At 69.9% G+C, this 16,800-nt stretch carries 19 protein-coding genes; 11 read left to right on the forward strand and 8 right to left on the reverse strand.

Annotation, left to right across the window (positions count from 1 at the left end; all coding sequences use genetic code 11):
* Positions 1 to 62: 62 nt before the first annotated feature.
* Complete coding sequence (locus FE374_RS02320) at positions 63 to 299, forward strand: heavy-metal-associated domain-containing protein (RefSeq protein ID WP_139927059.1); 237 nt, start codon at positions 63 to 65, stop codon at positions 297 to 299.
* Between the two features lie 106 nt (positions 300 to 405).
* Here the strand turns inward: FE374_RS02320 and FE374_RS02325 are convergent, their stop codons facing one another.
* Together FE374_RS02325 and FE374_RS02330 are read right to left on the reverse strand one after the other, a co-directional pair.
* The gene (locus FE374_RS02325) at positions 406 to 1,461 is read right to left on the reverse strand and encodes a DUF4190 domain-containing protein (protein WP_139927060.1); all 1,056 of its coding nucleotides are present in this window, start codon (positions 1,459 to 1,461) and stop codon (positions 406 to 408) included.
* A 221-nt stretch (positions 1,462 to 1,682) separates the two neighbouring features.
* Positions 1,683 to 2,090: a DUF4870 domain-containing protein gene (locus FE374_RS02330; RefSeq protein WP_230978430.1), complete on the reverse strand. Its 408-nt coding sequence runs from the start codon at positions 2,088 to 2,090 to the stop codon at positions 1,683 to 1,685.
* 167 nt (positions 2,091 to 2,257) lie between these two features.
* On the opposite strand from FE374_RS02330, the gene FE374_RS02335 reads away from it, so the two are divergent.
* The 4 genes from FE374_RS02335 (at position 2,258) to FE374_RS02350 (ending at position 5,449) form a co-directional block, all read left to right on the forward strand.
* Entirely contained in the window at positions 2,258 to 2,536 is a 279-nt protein-coding gene (locus FE374_RS02335) for an ArsR/SmtB family transcription factor (RefSeq protein WP_139927061.1), read from the forward strand.
* Positions 2,533 to 2,919: a VOC family protein gene (locus FE374_RS02340; RefSeq protein ID WP_139927062.1), complete on the forward strand. Its 387-nt coding sequence runs from the start codon at positions 2,533 to 2,535 to the stop codon at positions 2,917 to 2,919. Before FE374_RS02335 ends, FE374_RS02340 begins: the two co-directional genes overlap by 4 nt.
* 162 nt (positions 2,920 to 3,081) lie before the next feature.
* Complete coding sequence (locus tag FE374_RS02345) at positions 3,082 to 5,031, forward strand: heavy metal translocating P-type ATPase (RefSeq protein ID WP_139927063.1); 1,950 nt, start codon at positions 3,082 to 3,084, stop codon at positions 5,029 to 5,031.
* 190 nt (positions 5,032 to 5,221) lie between these two features.
* Positions 5,222 to 5,449 (forward strand): hypothetical protein, encoded by a 228-nt coding sequence (locus FE374_RS02350; RefSeq protein WP_139927064.1) that lies wholly within the window; start codon positions 5,222 to 5,224, stop codon positions 5,447 to 5,449.
* Positions 5,450 to 5,470: 21 nt separating this feature from the next.
* On the opposite strand, the gene FE374_RS02355 is transcribed toward FE374_RS02350, so the two are convergent.
* Positions 5,471 to 5,737: a hypothetical protein gene (locus FE374_RS02355; protein WP_139927065.1), complete on the reverse strand. Its 267-nt coding sequence runs from the start codon at positions 5,735 to 5,737 to the stop codon at positions 5,471 to 5,473.
* A 179-nt stretch (positions 5,738 to 5,916) separates the two neighbouring features.
* A complete protein-coding gene (locus FE374_RS02360) occupies positions 5,917 to 6,612 on the reverse strand; it encodes a uracil-DNA glycosylase (RefSeq protein WP_223173623.1) in 696 nt (231 codons plus the stop codon).
* Positions 6,613 to 6,762: 150 nt separating this feature from the next.
* Here FE374_RS02360 and FE374_RS02365 point away from each other — a divergent pair, with 150 nt between their 5' ends.
* The 3 genes from FE374_RS02365 (at position 6,763) to FE374_RS02375 (ending at position 9,279) form a co-directional block, all read left to right on the forward strand.
* Positions 6,763 to 7,065: a DUF3263 domain-containing protein gene (locus FE374_RS02365; protein ID WP_168205547.1), complete on the forward strand. Its 303-nt coding sequence runs from the start codon at positions 6,763 to 6,765 to the stop codon at positions 7,063 to 7,065.
* An 89-nt stretch (positions 7,066 to 7,154) separates the two neighbouring features.
* Positions 7,155 to 7,784, forward strand: coding sequence for a LytR C-terminal domain-containing protein (locus FE374_RS02370; RefSeq protein WP_139927067.1), 630 nt, complete (start codon positions 7,155 to 7,157; stop codon positions 7,782 to 7,784).
* Positions 7,785 to 7,788: 4 nt separating this feature from the next.
* Complete coding sequence (locus FE374_RS02375) at positions 7,789 to 9,279, forward strand: phytoene desaturase family protein (RefSeq protein ID WP_139927068.1); 1,491 nt, start codon at positions 7,789 to 7,791, stop codon at positions 9,277 to 9,279.
* A gap of 161 nt (positions 9,280 to 9,440) precedes the next feature.
* Here the strand turns inward: FE374_RS02375 and FE374_RS02380 are convergent, their stop codons facing one another.
* The 4 genes from FE374_RS02380 to FE374_RS02395 are packed head-to-tail and all read right to left on the reverse strand — an operon-like array spanning position 9,441 to position 12,735.
* Positions 9,441 to 9,875, reverse strand: a complete 435-nt coding sequence (locus tag FE374_RS02380; RefSeq protein ID WP_139927069.1) for a flagellar assembly protein FliW — start codon at positions 9,873 to 9,875, stop codon at positions 9,441 to 9,443.
* Positions 9,872 to 10,789 carry a flagellar hook-associated protein FlgL gene (gene flgL / locus FE374_RS02385; RefSeq protein WP_139927070.1) on the reverse strand — a complete coding sequence of 306 codons (918 nt, stop codon included), beginning with the start codon at positions 10,787 to 10,789 and terminating at the stop codon, positions 9,872 to 9,874. The genes FE374_RS02380 and flgL overlap by 4 nt, the downstream gene beginning before the upstream one ends.
* A gap of 3 nt (positions 10,790 to 10,792) precedes the next feature.
* Positions 10,793 to 12,244, reverse strand: coding sequence for a flagellar hook-associated protein FlgK (gene flgK / locus FE374_RS02390; protein ID WP_139927071.1), 1,452 nt, complete (start codon positions 12,242 to 12,244; stop codon positions 10,793 to 10,795).
* A gap of 8 nt (positions 12,245 to 12,252) precedes the next feature.
* Positions 12,253 to 12,735, reverse strand: a complete 483-nt coding sequence (locus FE374_RS02395; RefSeq protein WP_139927072.1) for a flagellar protein FlgN — start codon at positions 12,733 to 12,735, stop codon at positions 12,253 to 12,255.
* Between the two features lie 372 nt (positions 12,736 to 13,107).
* Here FE374_RS02395 and FE374_RS02400 point away from each other — a divergent pair, with 372 nt between their 5' ends.
* From FE374_RS02400 to fliD, 3 genes are all read left to right on the forward strand, one after another.
* A complete protein-coding gene (locus FE374_RS02400; RefSeq protein ID WP_139927073.1) occupies positions 13,108 to 13,950 on the forward strand; it encodes a sigma-70 family RNA polymerase sigma factor in 843 nt (280 codons plus the stop codon).
* A 107-nt stretch (positions 13,951 to 14,057) separates the two neighbouring features.
* Positions 14,058 to 15,224 (forward strand): flagellin N-terminal helical domain-containing protein, encoded by a 1,167-nt coding sequence (locus tag FE374_RS02405; protein ID WP_139927074.1) that lies wholly within the window; start codon positions 14,058 to 14,060, stop codon positions 15,222 to 15,224.
* A gap of 95 nt (positions 15,225 to 15,319) precedes the next feature.
* Complete coding sequence (gene fliD, locus FE374_RS02410) at positions 15,320 to 16,798, forward strand: flagellar filament capping protein FliD (RefSeq protein ID WP_139927075.1); 1,479 nt, start codon at positions 15,320 to 15,322, stop codon at positions 16,796 to 16,798.
* Positions 16,799 to 16,800 lie beyond the last annotated feature (2 nt).

A 16,800-nucleotide genomic window follows, 5' to 3' on the forward strand; every position in this document is an offset into this window, starting at 1 on the left:
CGCTGCTCGTAACGTCGATATCAGCACCCGAAGACGGGTGAAAAATCGAGAGAGGACACACCATGAGCACCACCGCTCCCGCCACCACCCGCACCGTGCTGCGCGCCGAGGGCTTCTCCTGCCCCTCCTGCGTCGCCAAGATCGAGAAGCAGGTCGGCCGCCTCGACGGCGTGCAGGCGGTGAAGGTGCACTTCGCCTCCGCGCGGATCGAGATCGACCACACCCCCGAGGTCAGCGTGGACAGCCTCGTCGCCGCCGTCGCGAAGGCCGGGTACACGGCCGCGCCCGCGGCGTTCTGACCCACCCCGCCGACCGCGGTGCCCGCCTGTCGGGCGGGCGGTCTGGGGCTGAGAAGACGAGAGGGGCGCCGGCAGATGCCGGCGCCCCTCCTCGCGTGCGTTGGAACTACTGGACCGCCCAGTACACGCGGTTGTCGTCGAAGGAGAGGGTCTCCTCCACGAAGAGCTCGCCACCCTCGGTCGCGGCCGCCGGGACGTCGAGGCAGACCTGGTAGTCCGCGGCGCCTCCGTTGGTCAGGGTGGGGACGTCGACGACGGAGTTCGGCTCGGTGGCCATGCAGCCGGTGTCGTCGTACTGACGGCCGTCGCTGCCGCCGTAGGTGAAGAGCAGGTCGAACCAGGGGTCGCCCTCCTCGTCGCCGTTGTAGACCACACTGATGTCGAGCAGCACGTACTGGTGCTCGGGGGCGCTGTTGAAGAGGTTTGCGTCGGCCATGACCTCGTTGGCGTTGAGGTTCACGGCGTTGACCGCGACCGTGTAGTCGCCCATCTGACCGCTCTGGCCGAGGGGGAGTGCGTCACCGGCCGGGGCGGCCGCGCCGTCCACCGCGGCGGACTCCTCCGCGTCGAGGGCCGCCTCAGCGTCGGCGGCCTGCTCCTCGACGACGGCGGAGGCGGACTCGAGCTCGCGCTGGACCGTCTTGTCGACCTCGTTGAGGACGGCGCCGAACACCACGTTCATGAGGATGCTGCCGATGATGGCGAGCCCGGCCAGCACGATGCCGGTGATCGCGAAGCCCTTGCCGCCCGCCTCGCCACGACCGACCTTGCGGATCGAGATGATGCCCAGGACCACCGCGACGATGCCGCCGATGATCGCGATCACGTTGATGACCGGGATCCAGGCGAGCAGGAGCGCGACGATGCCGATGACGAACGCGGCGATCGCCATGCCGCTGCCCGGGCGCTGCGCCGCGTAGGGCGGCGGTGGCGCGTACTGCTGTTGCTGGTACTGGTCGAACTGCGGCGACTGCGGCTGGCCGTAGGGGGCCTGCTCGTACGGCGACGCCGGCGGCTGCTCGGTGGGCACCTGGCCGTACTGGGGCTGCTCGTAGGGCGCTGCCGCGGGCTGGTCGAACTGCGACTGCTCGGAGGGGGTCTGCCCGTACTGCGGCGGCTCGTACTGCGGGGCGCCGGGGGGCGGCGTGTTGGACTGCGTCATGAAAGGGAGTTCCTGGCTCTGCGAAGGAGATGCGGTAGCGGGGCGTCACACCCCGCCAAAAGAACGTATCGGACATCTCCAGTCCACAACGAGCCGAGACGCGCATCGTGATCAGATGTTCACCTGTGCTGCGCGTCTCCTCGTCCCTCGCAGCCGGGTGTTCGCTGCGCTCCTTCGCCACCCGGCTCCCGGCCGGGCTGGGCTGATGCTGACGCCAGACCTCAGGTGAGGATCGGCACCTGCATGGGGTACGTGTACGCCTCGCCCCGGCTCGCGCGCATCGCGCCGATGATCGAGAAGACGATCTGCAGCACCACGGCGGCGATCCACACGATGATCGCGACCGGGATGCCGATGAGGGTGATGAACAGGATCCAGCCCACGACGACGGCGATCCACACGGTGATGTTGAAGTTGAACGCCGTGGCGGCCGCGTTGCGGACGAGGTAGGACTTGTCCCGCCAGACGAGCCAGACGATCAGCGGCCCGAGCCAGCTCAGCCAGCCGGCGCTCAGCACCATCGCGATCAGCGGGGAGAGGTGGGCGAGCACGGCGATCGTGCGGTCGTCGCCACCTGGCGCCGGGCCGGGGTTGGGGCCGGTCGGGCCGTACGGGGGGTAGGAGCTCACGGGTCTTACCTCTCATTGGGACTGACGTCTGGCCTGATGCCGGAGCATGCCGTCGCACCGGTGGTCTACCACAATCCGGGTGGCCTGCGTGTGAGCCGGGCCATGCGTGCCCGGGCGTTGCGCCGCGCCCGTTGACAGGCAAGTGTGTACTTGCCTACCGTTCCGGTATGGCCGACGTCTTCAAGGCTCTCGCGGACCCCACCCGGCGGGCGATCCTCGACGAGCTCACCGAGCGTGACGGGCAGACCCTCTTCGAGATCTGCGGCCGCCTGACCATGAAGCACGGTCTCGGCTCCTCGCGGCAGGCGGTCTCACAGCACCTGGAGGTACTGGAGGACGCCGACCTGGTGACCAGCCAGAAGCAGGGCCGCTACACCATCCATCACCTGGACCCGCGCCCGCTCGTGGGCCTCACCGACCGCTGGACCAAGGAGCAACCCCGATGAAGATCACCCACATGAGCCTGTTCGTCGACGACCAGGAGAAGGCGCTCGCCTTCTACACCGATGTGCTCGGCTTCGTGAAGAAGACCGAGATCCCCATGGGCGACGTCAAGTGGCTCACCGTCGTCTCGCCCGAGGCGCCCGACGGCACCGAGCTCGTCCTCGAGCCCAGCAACCACCCCGCGGTGGCGCCGTTCCGGAACGCGCTGATCGAGGACGGCATCCCGTTCACGTCGTTCGCGGTCGAGGACGTCAAGGCGGAGCACGCGCGCCTGACGGCTCTCGGGGTGCACTTCACCCAGCCGCCCACCGAGATGGGCCCGGTGACCACCGCGGTCCTGGACGACACCTGCGGAAACCTCATCCAGATCGCCTCGATGGGCTGAGTCGCCGTTCCAGACTTCGCCATTGCCGGAGCCGGTAGGGGCGCCGCCCCAGCGCGCCGCTCTTCTGCGGTCGATTGACGCCTGTCATTCTCGTTCCGGCCGGCCCCTCCTAACGTCGAGATCAGCCCCACAAGGGAAGAGATCGTCGAAGGGAACGGAACGATGAGAAGGACTTGGTGGCGCGGCCAGTGGGCCGTACCGGTCGCCTCGGGAGCGCTGATCCTGGCCTCCCTCGTCGCGGCTCGGCTGTTCGGCTCGGACCCGGTGTCCGACCTCCTCATGGTCGCCGCCGCCGTCGTGGCCGGCGCCGGCATCGTGGTCAAGGCCGTGCGCGCGCTGACCGCACGCGTCATCGGCATCGACCTGCTCGTCTCGGTCGCCGCGATCGGCGCCGTCATCATCGGCGAGTACTGGGAGGCCGCCGCCGTCACCTTCCTCTTCGCCATCGGCCACGCCCTCGAGCAGGCCACCCTCACCAAGACCCGCTCCGCGCTGGCCGAGCTGGTCGCCGTCGCCCCGGACGTCGCCGTCGTCCTGCGCGACGGCGAACAGGTCGAGGTCCACGCCGCCGCCGTCGCACCCGGCGAGACCGTCCTGGTCAAGAACGGCGCCAAGGTGCCCGTCGACGGTGAGGTCATCGGCGGCACCGGTGCCCTCGACGAAGCCTCCATCACCGGCGAGTCCATGCCCGTCGAGAAGTCCGACGGCGACCAGGTCTTCGCCGGCACCGTCTCGCGCGGCGGCCTGCTCCAGGTCCGCGCCACCGGTATCGGCGCCGACACCACCCTCGCCCGCATCATCCACCGCGTGGAGGAGGCGCAGGACGCCAAGGCCAAGACCCAGGCGTTCATGGACCGCTTCTCCGCCTGGTACACCCCGGGGATCATCGTCCTCGCCGTCGTGGTCGGGCAGCTCACCGGCGACGTCGTCCTCGCCCTGACCCTGCTGGTCATCGGCTGCCCCGGCGCGCTGGTCATCTCCATCCCGGTCTCCATCGTCGCCGGCATCGGCCGCGGCGCCCGCGACGGCATCCTCATCAAGGGCGGGGAATACCTGGAGACCTCCGCGAAGATCAGTGCCGTCGCCCTGGACAAGACCGGCACCCTCACCGAGGGCCGCCCGCACCTGACCGACGTCGTCGTCCTCGACCCCGCCGCCGACCGTGCCACCGTGCTCGGCTGGGCCGCCCGCGCCGAGGCCGGCTCCGAGCACCCGCTCGCCCGGCCGATCATCGACGCCGCCCGTGCCGAGGGCCTGGACGTCACCGGCCTGCCCGCACACACCGACCCGGTGCCCGGCAAGGGCATCCTGGCCACCCTCAACGGCCGCCGGGTGGCCGTGGGCAACCTGCCCCTGTTGGTCGCGGAGGGCATCGACGACGGCGGAGCCGCCGCCACCGTCGAGCGCCTCGCCGGCGCCGGCCGCACCCCGATGGTGGTCGCCGTCGACGGCCGCGTACTCGGCGTGGTCGCCGTCGCCGACCGGGTGCGGACGGACGCCGCCCAGATGGTCGCGAACCTGCACGCCGCCGGTGTGAAGAAGGTCGTCATGCTCACCGGCGACCAGCCACTGGTCGCCCGCGCCGTGGCCGCGCAGGTCGGGGTGGACGAGGTCCGCGCCGGGCTCCTGCCCGAGGACAAGCTCGACGCCGTGCGCGAGCTACAGGCCGAGGGGCACGTGGTGGCCATGGTCGGCGACGGCGTCAACGACGCCCCAGCCCTCGCCACCGCCGACATCGGGGTGGCCATGGGTGCCGCCGGCACCGGCGTCGCGATCGAGACGGCCGACATCGCGCTCATGGGCGACCAGCTGCTCAAGCTGCCCGAGGCCGTCGGGCTGGCCCGGCGCACCGTGCACAACATGCGGCAGAACATCGCCGTCGCGCTGGTCACCGTGGTCCTGCTGCTGGCCGGTGTGCTGCTGGGCGGGGTGACGATGGCGGTGGGCATGCTCGTGCACGAGGCGTCGGTGCTCATCGTCATCGTGAACGCGATGCGGCTGCTGCGCCGGAAGGCGGCACGGCACGCCCCGGTGAAGCTCACACCGGCCGCCGACGCCGCCGAGCGCGCCCTCCTGCGGTCCGCCGAGGCGCCGGCCGCGCCGCGCGGCTGAGGTCAGGCGTCTGGCCACCGAGGCCCCGCATCGACCGACCGTCATAGGACCGAGCGACCGTGGTCAACCACAGTCGCTCGGTCCCAACACCGTCGGTCGGTGCTGGGCTCGAGCAGGCCGTCCGGCCGGCGGGACGTAACGCCGCTCACGGACCTCGCTGCGTACTGTGCGCGCGGGTGAGGGAAGCCGGATGACCACGCGCACGGATGTGGATCGCTTGTGGACCCGCGACTTCGTGCTGGCCGCGGTCGTCAACTTCTTCATCTCCGCCGTGTTCTACATGTTCATGACGACGATGGCGCTCTGCTGTCGACCGGTTCGGTGGGGGGGACACCGGGGCCGGGCTCGCCGCCGGCACGTCACCGAGGCCAGGGCCGAGATGGACCTGGAGATCGCCGCCGCGCGACTCGAGGCCTGAGCCGCGCCGCGGCTCGGGCGGTCAGTCGATCGAGCCGTCGTCCTGCCCGGAGTCGCCGTGGACAAAGTCCTCTTCCTTGTCCGGGCCGGCGCCGACGAGCTCGGCGTCCGGGCCGTACTGCTTGGCGTCCGCGTCGGTGCGCGGGGCCTTGCCGGCCTTGCCGCCACTGAGGACGTCGCGCACGCGGGTGTGCTCGGTGGCGTTCACGCCCTCCGGCTGCACGAGGCCCCGGTGGATGAGGGCATCCTCGACGAGCGCGGGCCGCGGAACGGTCGGGGTGGGCGTCATCGTGGCTCCTCGGTCCGGGGTAGGACTGGTGACGAGGCGACCGCCCGGTAGGGCGAGAACCTCTCAAGACGATGATGCACCGTTGGGGCCGGCCGTGCCGACTTGATGTGCGTGTCGCCGGGTGGACGATTCCGCGGAAGCGCCGGTGCGGGGCCACCCCGCGCCCTGCAACCTGTGCCTCAGGCCAGCGACCAGTCCACCGGCTCCGCGCCCTGCGCCACGAGCAGCTCGTTCGCCCTCGAGAACGGACGGGAGCCGAAGAATCCGCGCGAGGCGGACAACGGGCTCGGGTGCGCCGAGGTGACCACCGGCGTCGTCCCGAGCATGGGCGTCAAGGTGGCGGCGTCGCGCCCCCACAGGATCGCCACGAGCGGCGCCTCACGCGCGACGAGCGCGCGGATGGCGTGCTCGGTGATCGCCTCCCAGCCCTTGCCGCGGTGCGAGGCCGGCGTGCCGGGCCGGACCGTGAGCACACGGTTGAGCAGCATGACGCCGTGGCGGGACCAGGCGGTGAGATCGCCGTGGTCCGGGGTGGGCAGCCCGAGGTCGTCGCGCAGCTCGCGGTAGATGTTCTGCAGCGACCTGGGGATGGGCCGCACGTCCGGCTGCACCGAGAACGAGAGCCCCATCGGGTGCCCGGGCGTGGGGTACGGGTCCTGGCCCACGATGAGTACGCGCACCTGCTCGAGTGGATAGGTGAAGGCGCGCAGGACGTCGGTGCCGGCGGGCAGGTAGTCGTGCCCGGCGGCAATCTCGGCGCGCAGGAACGCGCCCATCGCGTGGACCTGCTCCTCCACCGGTGCCAGGGCCCGGGCCCAGCCCGGGTCGACGATCTCGGCCAGAGGGCGCGGGGCGGCGGTGGGGGAGGCGCTCACCCGGGGAGGGTAACGCGGCCGCCGTCGTCGAGGAGGGCCCTACCCGGCAGTTCAAGCGCGGCCAACGCGACGCGCCGATATGAATGACACAAGTGTCGTTCGGCGCCTAACATGGGCGCGGCCCATCCAACCGAGCCGGAGGAGGAGAACATGGCCGCCGCGCACGTCGACGACGTCCCCACGCCCGCCGAGGCCGCCGCCCCGGCCGGTCTCACGGACACCGAGGCGCAGATCCTCGCCTTCGAGCGCCAGTGGTGGAAGTACGCCGGCGCCAAGGAGACCGCGATCCGCGACCTCTTCGACATGAGCGCCACCAGGTACTACCAGGTGCTCAACCAGCTCCTCGACTCCGAGGCCGCGCTCGCGTCCGACCCCATGCTCGTCAAGCGCCTGCGCCGCATGCGCTCCGAGCGACAGCGCGAGCGCTCCTCCCGCCGCCTCAGCGGCGTCTGAGTCCCCGCGACGCCGCACGCGCCGTGACTCGGCTCTCGAAGGCCGAGTCGGAATCGGCTCGCACGGGGCCGACCGGATAACCTGCGGGCGTGAGTACGCACAGCCACGAGGACTACCCCGAGGACGAGTTCGACCGCGCCGGCCGCAACCGCATCCCCCAGGGTGTCCACCGCGCGCCCCGGTCGGTGTGGCGGGCGCTGCTCCCCGTGATCGCCGTCGTGGTCCTCGCCCCGCTGCTCGCCTGGGGGGCGATCACCCTCCTCGGCGGCACCGGCGGCCAGGCGCCGTCGGCCACCGCCACGCAGGAGGCGACGGCGGAGCCCACCGAGCCTGCCGAGTCGGCACCCGCGGGGGAGCCGACGGCGGAGACGCCTCCCGAGGCCCCCGAACCGACCGCGGAGCCCACCCAGGAGGAGACCACCCCGGCCGCGCCGGTGGACTTCACCGCCGGGATCGTGGTGCTCAACGGCGCCGGCATCAACGGACTGGCCGGCAACCTCGTCGGCGAGCTCAGCTCCGCCGGATTCAACAACAGCGTGGCCGCCGACTACCGCGCCGGCGCCCCGGCCACCACCACCTTGTACTACAACAACGCCGAGCTGCTCCCGACGGCGCAGCAGGTGGGCGAGACCCTCGGGATCGCGAACCTGGTCGAGAGCGCCAGCGCTACCTCCTCCACGGACATCGCCGTGGTCCTCCGCGCGGACTACTCCGGCTGATGCCATGAGCGGCCGGCGCGAGGTGCACGACGCCGTCGTCGTGGGCGCGGGGCCGAACGGCCTGGCAGCGGCCGTCACTCTCGCGCGTGCCGGGCTGGGCGTGCTGGTCCTGGAGGGCCAGCCGACCCTCGGCGGGGGCGCCCGCACCCTCGACCTCGGCCTGGCGCCCGGCGTGGTGCACGACCTGTGCTCCGCCGTCCACCCGCTGGCTTTGGCCAGCCCCTTCCTGCGCGAGTTCGACCTGCAGGCCCGCGGGGTGGGGCTCGTGCTGCCGGAGGTCTCCTTCGCCCAGCCGCTGCCCGGCCGGCCGGCCGGCCTGGCCTACCGGGACCTGGACCGCACGATGGCGGAGCTCGGGGCGGACGGCGCCGCCTGGCGCCGGCTCCTGGGCCCGCTCGTCGAGGCGCCCGACGCCGTCATCGCCCTGGCGTTGGGCGACCACCGGTCGGTGCCGCCGGAGGTGCTCGACGCGCCCGGCCTGCGGGCCGCCGTCGCCTTCGGGTCGGGCATCCTCGAGCAGGGCACCCGGGCGTGGGACCTCCGGTTCGACGGCGACGTGGCCCCGGCGCTGCTGATGGGGGTCGCCGCGCACGCGATCAGTCCGCTGCCTTCGCTGGCCTCGGCGGGCACGGCGCTCATGCTCGGCTCGCTCGCGCACTCGGTGGGCTGGCCGATCCCGGTCGGGGGTAGCCAGGCGATCACGGACGCGCTGGTCGCCGACCTGCGCGCACATGGTGGCGAGCTGCGCACCGACACCCCGGTGGCCACCTGGCGGCAGCTGCCGCGGGCGCGGGCGTACCTGTTCGACACCTCCCCGTTAACGCTCGTGTCCGTGTGGGGCGACCGGATGCGCCCCTCGGTGCGAGCCGCCTTGGAGCGGTTCCGGTTCGGCAACGCCGCGGCGAAGGTCGACTACGTGCTGTCCGGCCCGGTGCCGTGGGCGGACCCGCGAATCGCGGCGGCCGGCACGGTGCACCTGGGCGGGACCCGGGCGGAGATGGCGGCCGCCGAGGCGGAGGTGGCCACGGGCCGGCACGTGGAGCGGCCGATGTCGCTGGTGTCTGACCCCACGGTGGCCGACCCGGCGCGCGAGGTCGGCGGCCTGCGGCCGCTGTGGACGTACGCGCACGTGCCGGCCGACTCGGACGTGGACATCACCGAGACGATGACGGCCCACATCGAGCGGTACGCGCCGGGGTTCCGAGACGTGGTGGTGACGTCCCGGTGCATCCCCGCTTCCCAGATGTGGCGGCACAACGCGTCCTACACCGGCGGGGACATCGCCTCCGGCGCCATCACGATGTGGCGGATGTTCGCCCGGCCCCGGGTCGCGTGGGACGTGTACGACGGCGGCGTGCCGGGGGTGTACCTGTGCTCGCAGTCCACCGCGCCCGGGCCGGGAGTGCACGGCATGAGCGGGTGGCACGCGGCGCGGCGGGCGCTAAAGCAGCGCTTCGGGATCGCGCGGGCGCCGGAGCTGGGGCCGACGGCGTAGCCGGGGGAGCCGCGAGCACCGCCGGCCGGCCCGGCGGGCGAGCTTGCCGCGGGAACGCCGCCAGGCTTTGTGCTCTCTCGCGAGCGCTACAGGACACGGCGAACGCGCCAGCTACAGCTGGCGCGCTCGCCGTTCCGTATGGCGCTCGGTGCAGCGCCGGATCAGGCGGCGTTGAGCGGGGCCCGCAGCGGCCAGTCGTCACCCTCGAGCAACGTCTGCACCGCCATGGCGGTCGCCGGGTTGATCACCACGGGAGCCAGGAGGTTCGCCGTGTGCGGATGGTCCTCGGTGGCCGGGTGGACGACGACGAGGACGGTGGCCGGCTGCTGCTCGGCGGTGTCCAGGCCCAGCCGGGAGAGCGTCTCGGCCGCGAGGTGGGGGTGGTAGTCCGGGAAGAACGGCTCGGGGTCGAGCAGGAAGAGCCGGGTCTCGGGCGAATCGACGCTGCGGAGCGTGAAGAGCTGACCCGCCCCGTCGATCGGGGTGAGCGCGAAGCGGTCGAGGTGGCCCAGCCCGGGGGGCGGGTCGAGAAAGGTGAGGACGGCGGCCGGCTCGGTGACGGGCACGTCCGCCGTCTCAGGCGTGGCGGCGCTCATCGGAGGAAGTCCAGCAGGCTCGGCTGCAGGGCACGCGAGGTGGCGTTCAGCGCGGAGGCGTAGGCCACCTCCTGCATCTGCAGCTCGACGATCGTGGCGGCCAGGTCGGCGTCCTCGACGTCGCTGAGCTGGCTGTCGAGCATCACCTTGCGGTCGGCGATCGCCTCCCGGGCATTCTCGATCTGGTTGGTCCGGGCGCCAACGCTCGCGACTTCCTTCAACATGGCGTTCATGTGGTTGTCGATGGCGTCGAGACCCGCGCTCGCGGTAAGAGTGGGTACCGTCGGCGGCGTGCCGCTGCGAAGTCCGGCCGCGATCATGTTCAGCGTCTCAAAGACCGTGTCCCCGGGAACCCCGAAGACGGCGGTGCCGACCGAGTCAACGCGTGCTGCGGTGTTGTCGGCGACCCGGCGCTCAACCGCTGCGCCGGGCGTGCCGTTGAACGCGTAGGTGCCGTCGCCGTTGTTGGTGAAGGCCTCGCCGGCGTTGGATGTGCCGGCGAAGACCGACCGGCCGAGGTATTGAGCGTTGGCTTGCTCCCGTAGAGCCTCAGCGGTCTGCTCCAGCTCGATGGCGATCGCCTCGCGGGCGGAGTCGCTCAGCGCGCCACTGTTGCCAGCCTGGACCGTAAGGTCCCGCGCGCGGCGAAGCAGCGAGAGTGAGGTGTTGACTGCCGAGTCCACGGTCGTGAGCCAGCCGACGCCGTCCTGCACGTTACGGGCGTGCTGCGTGTTTGCCCGCCGGTCGGAGCGGATTCGCATGGCATCGACCATGCCGGCAGGGTCGTCCGACGCCTTGGTGATGACCTTCCCGGAGGACAGCTGGAGCTGGAGGTCCGACATGCGGCCCAGGTTCTGCTGCAGGTTGCGGAGGGCACTGAACTGCAACCCCTGCTGAGTGACGCGTCCGATCATGGGTTACCTCCCGACGATGCCGGTGCGGTTGATGAGCGTGTCGAGGATCTGGTCCACGCTGGTGATCACGCGGGCGGCGGCCTCGTACGCGCGCTGGTAGGCGAGGAGGTTCACGGTCTCCTCGTCGAGGTTTACGCCGGCCTGTGCGGTGAGCAGGTCGGACGCGACAGCACGGGTGGACTCCGCGTTGGTGGCACGCTGACCGGCGGTCCGAGTCTGGACGCCGAGGTTCACCACGGCCTGGGACCACTGCTTTCCGAGTGCGTCGGCCAGGTCGGCGATCTCGGCAGCGATGCTGCCGTCCAGTGCGCCCTTGAGGGGGTCGGCAGCGCGAATGTTGGCCCCATCGGTGATCAGCACGCTGATCCGAGTCGCGCTGGGGGCACCGGCGATACGGAAGAAGCGTTCGGCGTTCGAGGGCGAGGAGGGATCGGCAGCGGCAGGGGAGCCCGCGAGGTCCGTGCCTCTGGCGTGGGCGGTGTTGACCGCCGCCGCAAGCGAGCTCGCGAGCGTGTTGTAGTTCTCCGCGAGACCGGCGATTGCTCCGCCCTTGTTGGCAGGCGCAAGAGTCGAGAGCAGTCCGCTCAGTCGGCCACCGGTTGCGCCTGTCTCCCGGGTTGTCCCTGCCCAGACCAGCCGGACCGAGCCGGTGTCGGTGGCGTCTGCTTGGCCGAGGTCCGCGAAGATGTTCGCGCCGATGACGTCGACATGGTTGGTCTTGTCGCCGCGCACGAGGGCGTTGCCGCCGACCATCACGTCGACGGTGCCGTCCTCACGGAAGCGCGCCTCCGCGCCGACAAGGCTGCTGAGCTGGGTGAGTACCACGTTTCGCTCGTCGATCAGCGCATTGGGACTGCCGCCGGTGACCGTCACGGCTCGGATGCGCGCGTTGAGGTCGGCGACGGCGTCGGCCGCGGTGTTGACATCCGTCGCCAGAGCGCGGGCCTGGGCGCGTGATGAGTTCCACTGCGCCTCGACGGCGCGGTGGCCGCCGGCGATCCGGCCCACCAGGGTGTTGGCGTTCTCGAGGAGGACGGCGCGGGCGGCAGGGTCGTCCGGCCGGTTGGCGACGGCCTCCCAAGAGGTGAAGAAGATGTCGAGGGCGGCAGCGAGGCCCTTCTCGCCAGGTTCGGCGATGGTCGACTGCAGCAAGGACCACGTCTCGGCGACGGCGTCGAGGAACGACGCACCTGCTGTCTCCTGACGCACACGCGCTTCGAGGAAGACATCGCCGAGGCGCTCGACAGCAGTCACTCGCACACCCCCGTTCACCGTCGCGCCCGGGGTCGTGTGCATGGACGCCGCCACGGAACCGTCGATGGCCTGCAGGTTGGCGCGCTGCCGCGTGTACCCGGGCGTGTTGACGTTGGCGATGTTCTGACCGGCGACCTCCAGCGCTTGGCGCTGGGCTATCAACGACGTCAGCGCACCGTTAAGTGTGGAGAACGTGCTCATCAGGCCTCTCAGAAGGTTTCGTCGAGCAGCTGGGCACCGAACGTGGCGGACGTCGATACGCCGGTCGGGTCGTAGGTGTGGACACCCTCGCGCAGGCTCATGAGGGTCTCCTGCGAAGCGCGGTGGGAGCTGGCCAGGAGGTCGCGATTGCTCCGGGAGATCGAGCTGACCTCCGCGGTCAGCCGCACGAAGTTCTTCCGATGCTCAAGGAGGATCCCGTCCCACGGGGCCGGGGAGGCGTTCGCCAGATCCAGGAGGCTGACGCCCGTGGGCAGCCCCAGGGCGATCGCGGCCTCGTCGACCTCGATGGAGCGCCCGACCTCGGCGAGGCGGATCGTCTCGAGGACTTCCTCCACCTCGCGCGTGGCCAGGGGAAGGCGCTTGGCGCGGCCGGTGACCAAAAAGAGCTGTTCGACCTCCAGCTTGAAGAGCAGCTGCTCCAGAAGCTCTCGCTCTCGCCAGAGGATGTCTGACAAGGCCCTCAGTGGCATGTCCCCACCTCCGTGCTCGGTTGACCGGTCAGTACATCCCATCGGACGGGGAGGCGGAGGTGTGAGTGATCGGGGGACCCAGTTCGTCGACGCCCGACGACGAACTGTCCCTTTGCGGCAATGCCGCGCAACGTTTGAGTAATTCGGCGTGTGACCTGCGACACACCGGTGAATTGATGCTTGAACGCAAGTTTGCGGTGTGAGAGCGTCCGCATGTCTGAAGTTCGCACCCTCGGGGGATGGTGGGAATCGCGGTCTTCGGAGCATTTCCACACGTGTGGAAAATGTGGCGCTCTCTGCCCGACCAGTCCTGTTCGCACCGTTCGATCGTCCCGGTGAGCCGGGCGACGGATCCCCGAGGGAGATATCGCCGTGACGTACGGTCGCCAAGAACAAGACGAGTTGATTGTCGAGAATCTGCCACTCGTCGGCTACCACGTCTCCGAGATGATCCGGCGCGTACCCGCCCATGTGCAGCGTGACGAGCTGGCGGCGGCCGGGTCGCTGGCCCTTGTGCAGGCGGCTCGGGCCTTCAACCCTGAGCTGGGTGTCCCGTTCGGCAGGTACGCAGCCGTGCGGGTGCGTGGCGCCATCGTCGACGAGCTACGCGGGATGGACTGGGCTTCGCGGGGCGCCAGGCATCGTGCGCGTAGGCTGGCCGAGACCAGCGAGCAGCTCACGGCTGCTCTGGGGCGTACACCCACGCGGGAAGAGCTTGCTGAGGCGCTCGGAGTGGACGTCGCGGAAGTGGAAGCGACGCGCGGCGACGCCGAACGTCGGGTGCTGAGCATCGACGCCGACGGCGCCGCGGCGGCGGAATCTTTGACCGCCGGAGGCCTCGGGCCGGAGGAGCGGCTGCTCGTCGACGAGAAGCTCCGTTACCTCTCCGCCGGCGTTTCCGAGCTGCCGGATCGGTTGCGGCTCGTGGTCGAGGAGCTGTTCTTCAGGGACCGGCCCGTTGTCGAGCTGGCCGAGGAGCTTGGTGTTACCCAGTCGCGGATCAGCCAGCTGCGGACCCAGGCGCTCGGAATGCTGCGTGACGCCATCAACTCCTCGCTCGACCCTGAGCTTGCCCCGGCGCCGGTCGTCGAGCCGGGAGTCGCCGAGAGGCGGCGGCAGGCTTACTACGCGGCGGTCGCCGAGCGTGCGAGCGCGACGGTCGCTCGTGGAGTCGTTGACGCTTACCCGTTCCGCGCTGCGGTCGACGCCGTCTGACGGTTAGTCGGCGCGAATTCCTCAACCCTGAGCAGGGTCGGCCGATCTGACCGGTGACAGCCCACGGATGGGCTGTTTCAGCACCCACTTCAGGAAGAAGAGGACCGATGGCACTCACCATCAACAACAACATTGCGGCGGTCAACGCCTACCGCAACCTGTCCAACACCCAGAATGACCTGAGCAAGTCGCTGGAGAAGCTGTCCAGCGGTTTCCGCATCAACCGGGCCGCGGACGACGCTGCTGGTCTGGCCATCTCCGAGGGCCTGCGCTCGCAGGTCGGTGGCCTGAAGGTCGCCGCCCGCAACGCTCAGGACGGCATCTCCGTCGTCCAGACCGCTGAGGGCGCGCTCACCGAGGTGCACTCGATCCTGCAGCGTCTGCGTGACCTCTCCGTGCAGGCGGCCAACGACTCGAACAACCCCAACGCGCGCACGAACATCGAGACAGAATCTGACAGCCTCGTCGCCGAACTGAACCGGATCGCGGAGTCCACCAACTTCAACGGCACGAGCCTCCTCAAGGGTAATGGAGCGACCGGCAACCTCAAGTTCCAGGTCGGAGCGGGCTCGGATGTTGACAGTGTCATTGAGGTGAACCTCTCGGGTGCGAACGTGAAGTCCGTAGCGGGGGCGCTCGGCTCCGCAATGTCGGGCGCTAAGTTCGCCGTTGATACGCCGACGGCGGTTGGTGGTGTCCACACCTTCACCATCACGAAGGCGGGAATCGACACCACTGTCGCCACGGCAAATCTCGGAGCGCCGGGCGACTTTAAGACCGTCCAGGAGTTTGCGGACGCCCTCAATGCCGATGCGGACTTCACGAAGGAGTTGACCGCGCGGGTAAACGCTGATAACGAGCTCGTGGTTCGCGCCAAGAACGGCGGAGCGGTCGTTGGGGGTGCGACTGCGGGGACCGACGCAGCGTCGGGAACTGGCGCCGGAACGAGTTCGGCTATCGCCGGGGCCAACGGGCTAGACTTCTCTACGAACGCGCTTGCTCGGCAGTCGATCGACAACATCGACGAAAGCATCAAGACGATTTCGACGGCTCGTGCGGAACTGGGTGCTTACCAGAACCGTCTTGAGCACACCATCAAGAACATCAACGTCTCGATCGAAAACCTCACTGCGTCGGAGTCCCGTATCCGGGACACCGACATGGCCAGCGAGATGGTCAACTTCACCCGCTCACAGATCCTGTCCCAGGCCGGCACCGCCATGCTGGCGCAGGCCAACCAGATCCCCCAGGGCGTGCTGCAGCTCCTCCGGTGATCGAACGCCGGTGACCCCGGCACCAGCGTGACCGCGGCCGGCGGCGGGTGAACTCGCCGCCGGCCGCACCCATGTGAGCGAGGAAGGTGGATGCAATGTCGAGCATGGCGATCGACGGTCTGGCCAGTGGGCTCAACACCACCGAGCTGATCAACGGCCTCATGCAGATCGAAGCCGCTCCCCAGGTGCTGCTCAAGCGTAAGTCCACCGAGACGACCAACCTCATCTCCGCACTGCAGGCGCTGAACACCAAGGTGGCCTCGCTTGGCACCAACGCCGCCAAGGCTGCCAAGGCACCCTCGTGGGATATCCACAAGGTCGCCAGCTCGTCGTCCGCCGCGACGGCGACCGTGGCGGGTGGAGCAGCCGCCGGGACCCTCGAGTTCGCCGTCGACAGGCTCAGCGCCGGCCAGGTCTCCATGGTGAACCTGGACCTGGAGGCGGGGGGCACGGACCTTGGCACGCCGCCCACGCTGAGCGTCCTCCGGAACGGCAAGATCTACACAATCCCGGCATCCGGAGACCTTGACGTCATCGCCGCAGCCATCAACAAGGCCAAGGACCTCGGGCTCAGCGCCGTCAAGGTCCGTGTCAGCAACGGCGTGGCCGGTGGAGAGCCCGAGTACCGCCTTCAGCTTTCCGGAATCTCCGGCGAGGCCAACTCCTTCAACCTCTACGCCGGCGATGCGGAAGGCCGCGGATACGTCACCGTCGACTCGAACGGGGTCGCGACCGAAACCGCAATCGATCCCGGGATCGACCGCGTCGCGCACGGCATCGGATCAATTGCTTCGGACGACCCGGCCAAGCCGCTCGTCGTCGCGACGGACGCACAGATCACCCTGTGGCCCAGTGCTGGCGCTACCAATCCTTTGCAGCTGACGAGTGCTACGAACACGTTCGCTGGCGTCATGGCCGGCGTCGACGTGACGGTCAAGGCCCAAACGGACGCCGCGCCGGTCGTGCTGACCGTCTTGCCGGATGGCGACGCCATTCGAAAGCTGGTCTCGGATGTCATCGGCTCTGTCGGCGTCGTCCTCTCCGACATCGCCTCTCGCGCGGCCGCGACGACGACCACCGCGACCGACGGACGCCCGGTCGTCTCAGGCGGCCTCTTCTCCGGTGACTCGGCTGTCAGGTTCCTCGCGGACAACGTGCGTTCGGCGGTGACGTTGCCCGTTGATGGCCGTTCGCCGTCGGCCCTCGGCATCAACATCGACCGCAGTGGCGCCATCTCGTTCGACCAGGCCGCCTTCGACGCGGCGATGGCTGAGGACGCTGAAGGCACACAAGCGATGGCGATGGCCATCGCCCTGCGCGTGGCGGACGTCGCGAAGACGGCATCCGACCCCATCGACGGCACGGTCACGAAGAAGATCGAGTCTCAGCAGAGCATGGTCCGGAACTTGGGCGAGCAGATCGCCAACTGGGACCGGCGCCTCGAGCAACGTCGAGCAGGACTCGAGCGCACCTACGCCGCCCTCGAGGTGACCCTTAGCGGCATGCAGGCCCAGATGAGCTGGCTCACCAGTCAGCTCGCCACCTTGCCGAAGATCGACACCGGCAAGAGCTGACG

The sequence above is a fragment of the Georgenia yuyongxinii genome, from assembly GCF_006352065.1.
Taxonomy (GTDB): Bacteria; Actinomycetota; Actinomycetes; order Actinomycetales; family Actinomycetaceae; genus Georgenia; species Georgenia yuyongxinii.

What these genes read in the sequence shown, in the direction of transcription:
- FE374_RS02380 (WP_139927069.1), bottom strand. Translation starts at nt 9,875, where the DNA reads ATGAGCGCCGCCACGCCTGAGACGGCGGACGTGCCCGTCACCGAGCCG.
- FE374_RS02325 (WP_139927060.1), bottom strand. Translation starts at nt 1,461, where the DNA reads ATGACGCAGTCCAACACGCCGCCCCCCGGCGCCCCGCAGTACGAGCCG.
- flgL (WP_139927070.1), bottom strand. Translation starts at nt 10,789, where the DNA reads ATGATCGGACGCGTCACTCAGCAGGGGTTGCAGTTCAGTGCCCTCCGC.
- FE374_RS02340 (WP_139927062.1), top strand. Translation starts at nt 2,533, where the DNA reads ATGAAGATCACCCACATGAGCCTGTTCGTCGACGACCAGGAGAAGGCG.
- FE374_RS02355 (WP_139927065.1), bottom strand. Translation starts at nt 5,737, where the DNA reads ATGACGCCCACCCCGACCGTTCCGCGGCCCGCGCTCGTCGAGGATGCC.
- flgK (WP_139927071.1), bottom strand. Translation starts at nt 12,244, where the DNA reads ATGAGCACGTTCTCCACACTTAACGGTGCGCTGACGTCGTTGATAGCC.
- FE374_RS02375 (WP_139927068.1), top strand. Translation starts at nt 7,789, where the DNA reads ATGAGCGGCCGGCGCGAGGTGCACGACGCCGTCGTCGTGGGCGCGGGG.
- FE374_RS02350 (WP_139927064.1), top strand. Translation starts at nt 5,222, where the DNA reads ATGACCACGCGCACGGATGTGGATCGCTTGTGGACCCGCGACTTCGTG.
- FE374_RS02335 (WP_139927061.1), top strand. Translation starts at nt 2,258, where the DNA reads ATGGCCGACGTCTTCAAGGCTCTCGCGGACCCCACCCGGCGGGCGATC.
- FE374_RS02320 (WP_139927059.1), top strand. Translation starts at nt 63, where the DNA reads ATGAGCACCACCGCTCCCGCCACCACCCGCACCGTGCTGCGCGCCGAG.
- fliD (WP_139927075.1), top strand. Translation starts at nt 15,320, where the DNA reads ATGTCGAGCATGGCGATCGACGGTCTGGCCAGTGGGCTCAACACCACC.
- FE374_RS02395 (WP_139927072.1), bottom strand. Translation starts at nt 12,735, where the DNA reads ATGCCACTGAGGGCCTTGTCAGACATCCTCTGGCGAGAGCGAGAGCTT.
- FE374_RS02345 (WP_139927063.1), top strand. Translation starts at nt 3,082, where the DNA reads ATGAGAAGGACTTGGTGGCGCGGCCAGTGGGCCGTACCGGTCGCCTCG.
- FE374_RS02365 (WP_168205547.1), top strand. Translation starts at nt 6,763, where the DNA reads ATGGCCGCCGCGCACGTCGACGACGTCCCCACGCCCGCCGAGGCCGCC.
- FE374_RS02405 (WP_139927074.1), top strand. Translation starts at nt 14,058, where the DNA reads ATGGCACTCACCATCAACAACAACATTGCGGCGGTCAACGCCTACCGC.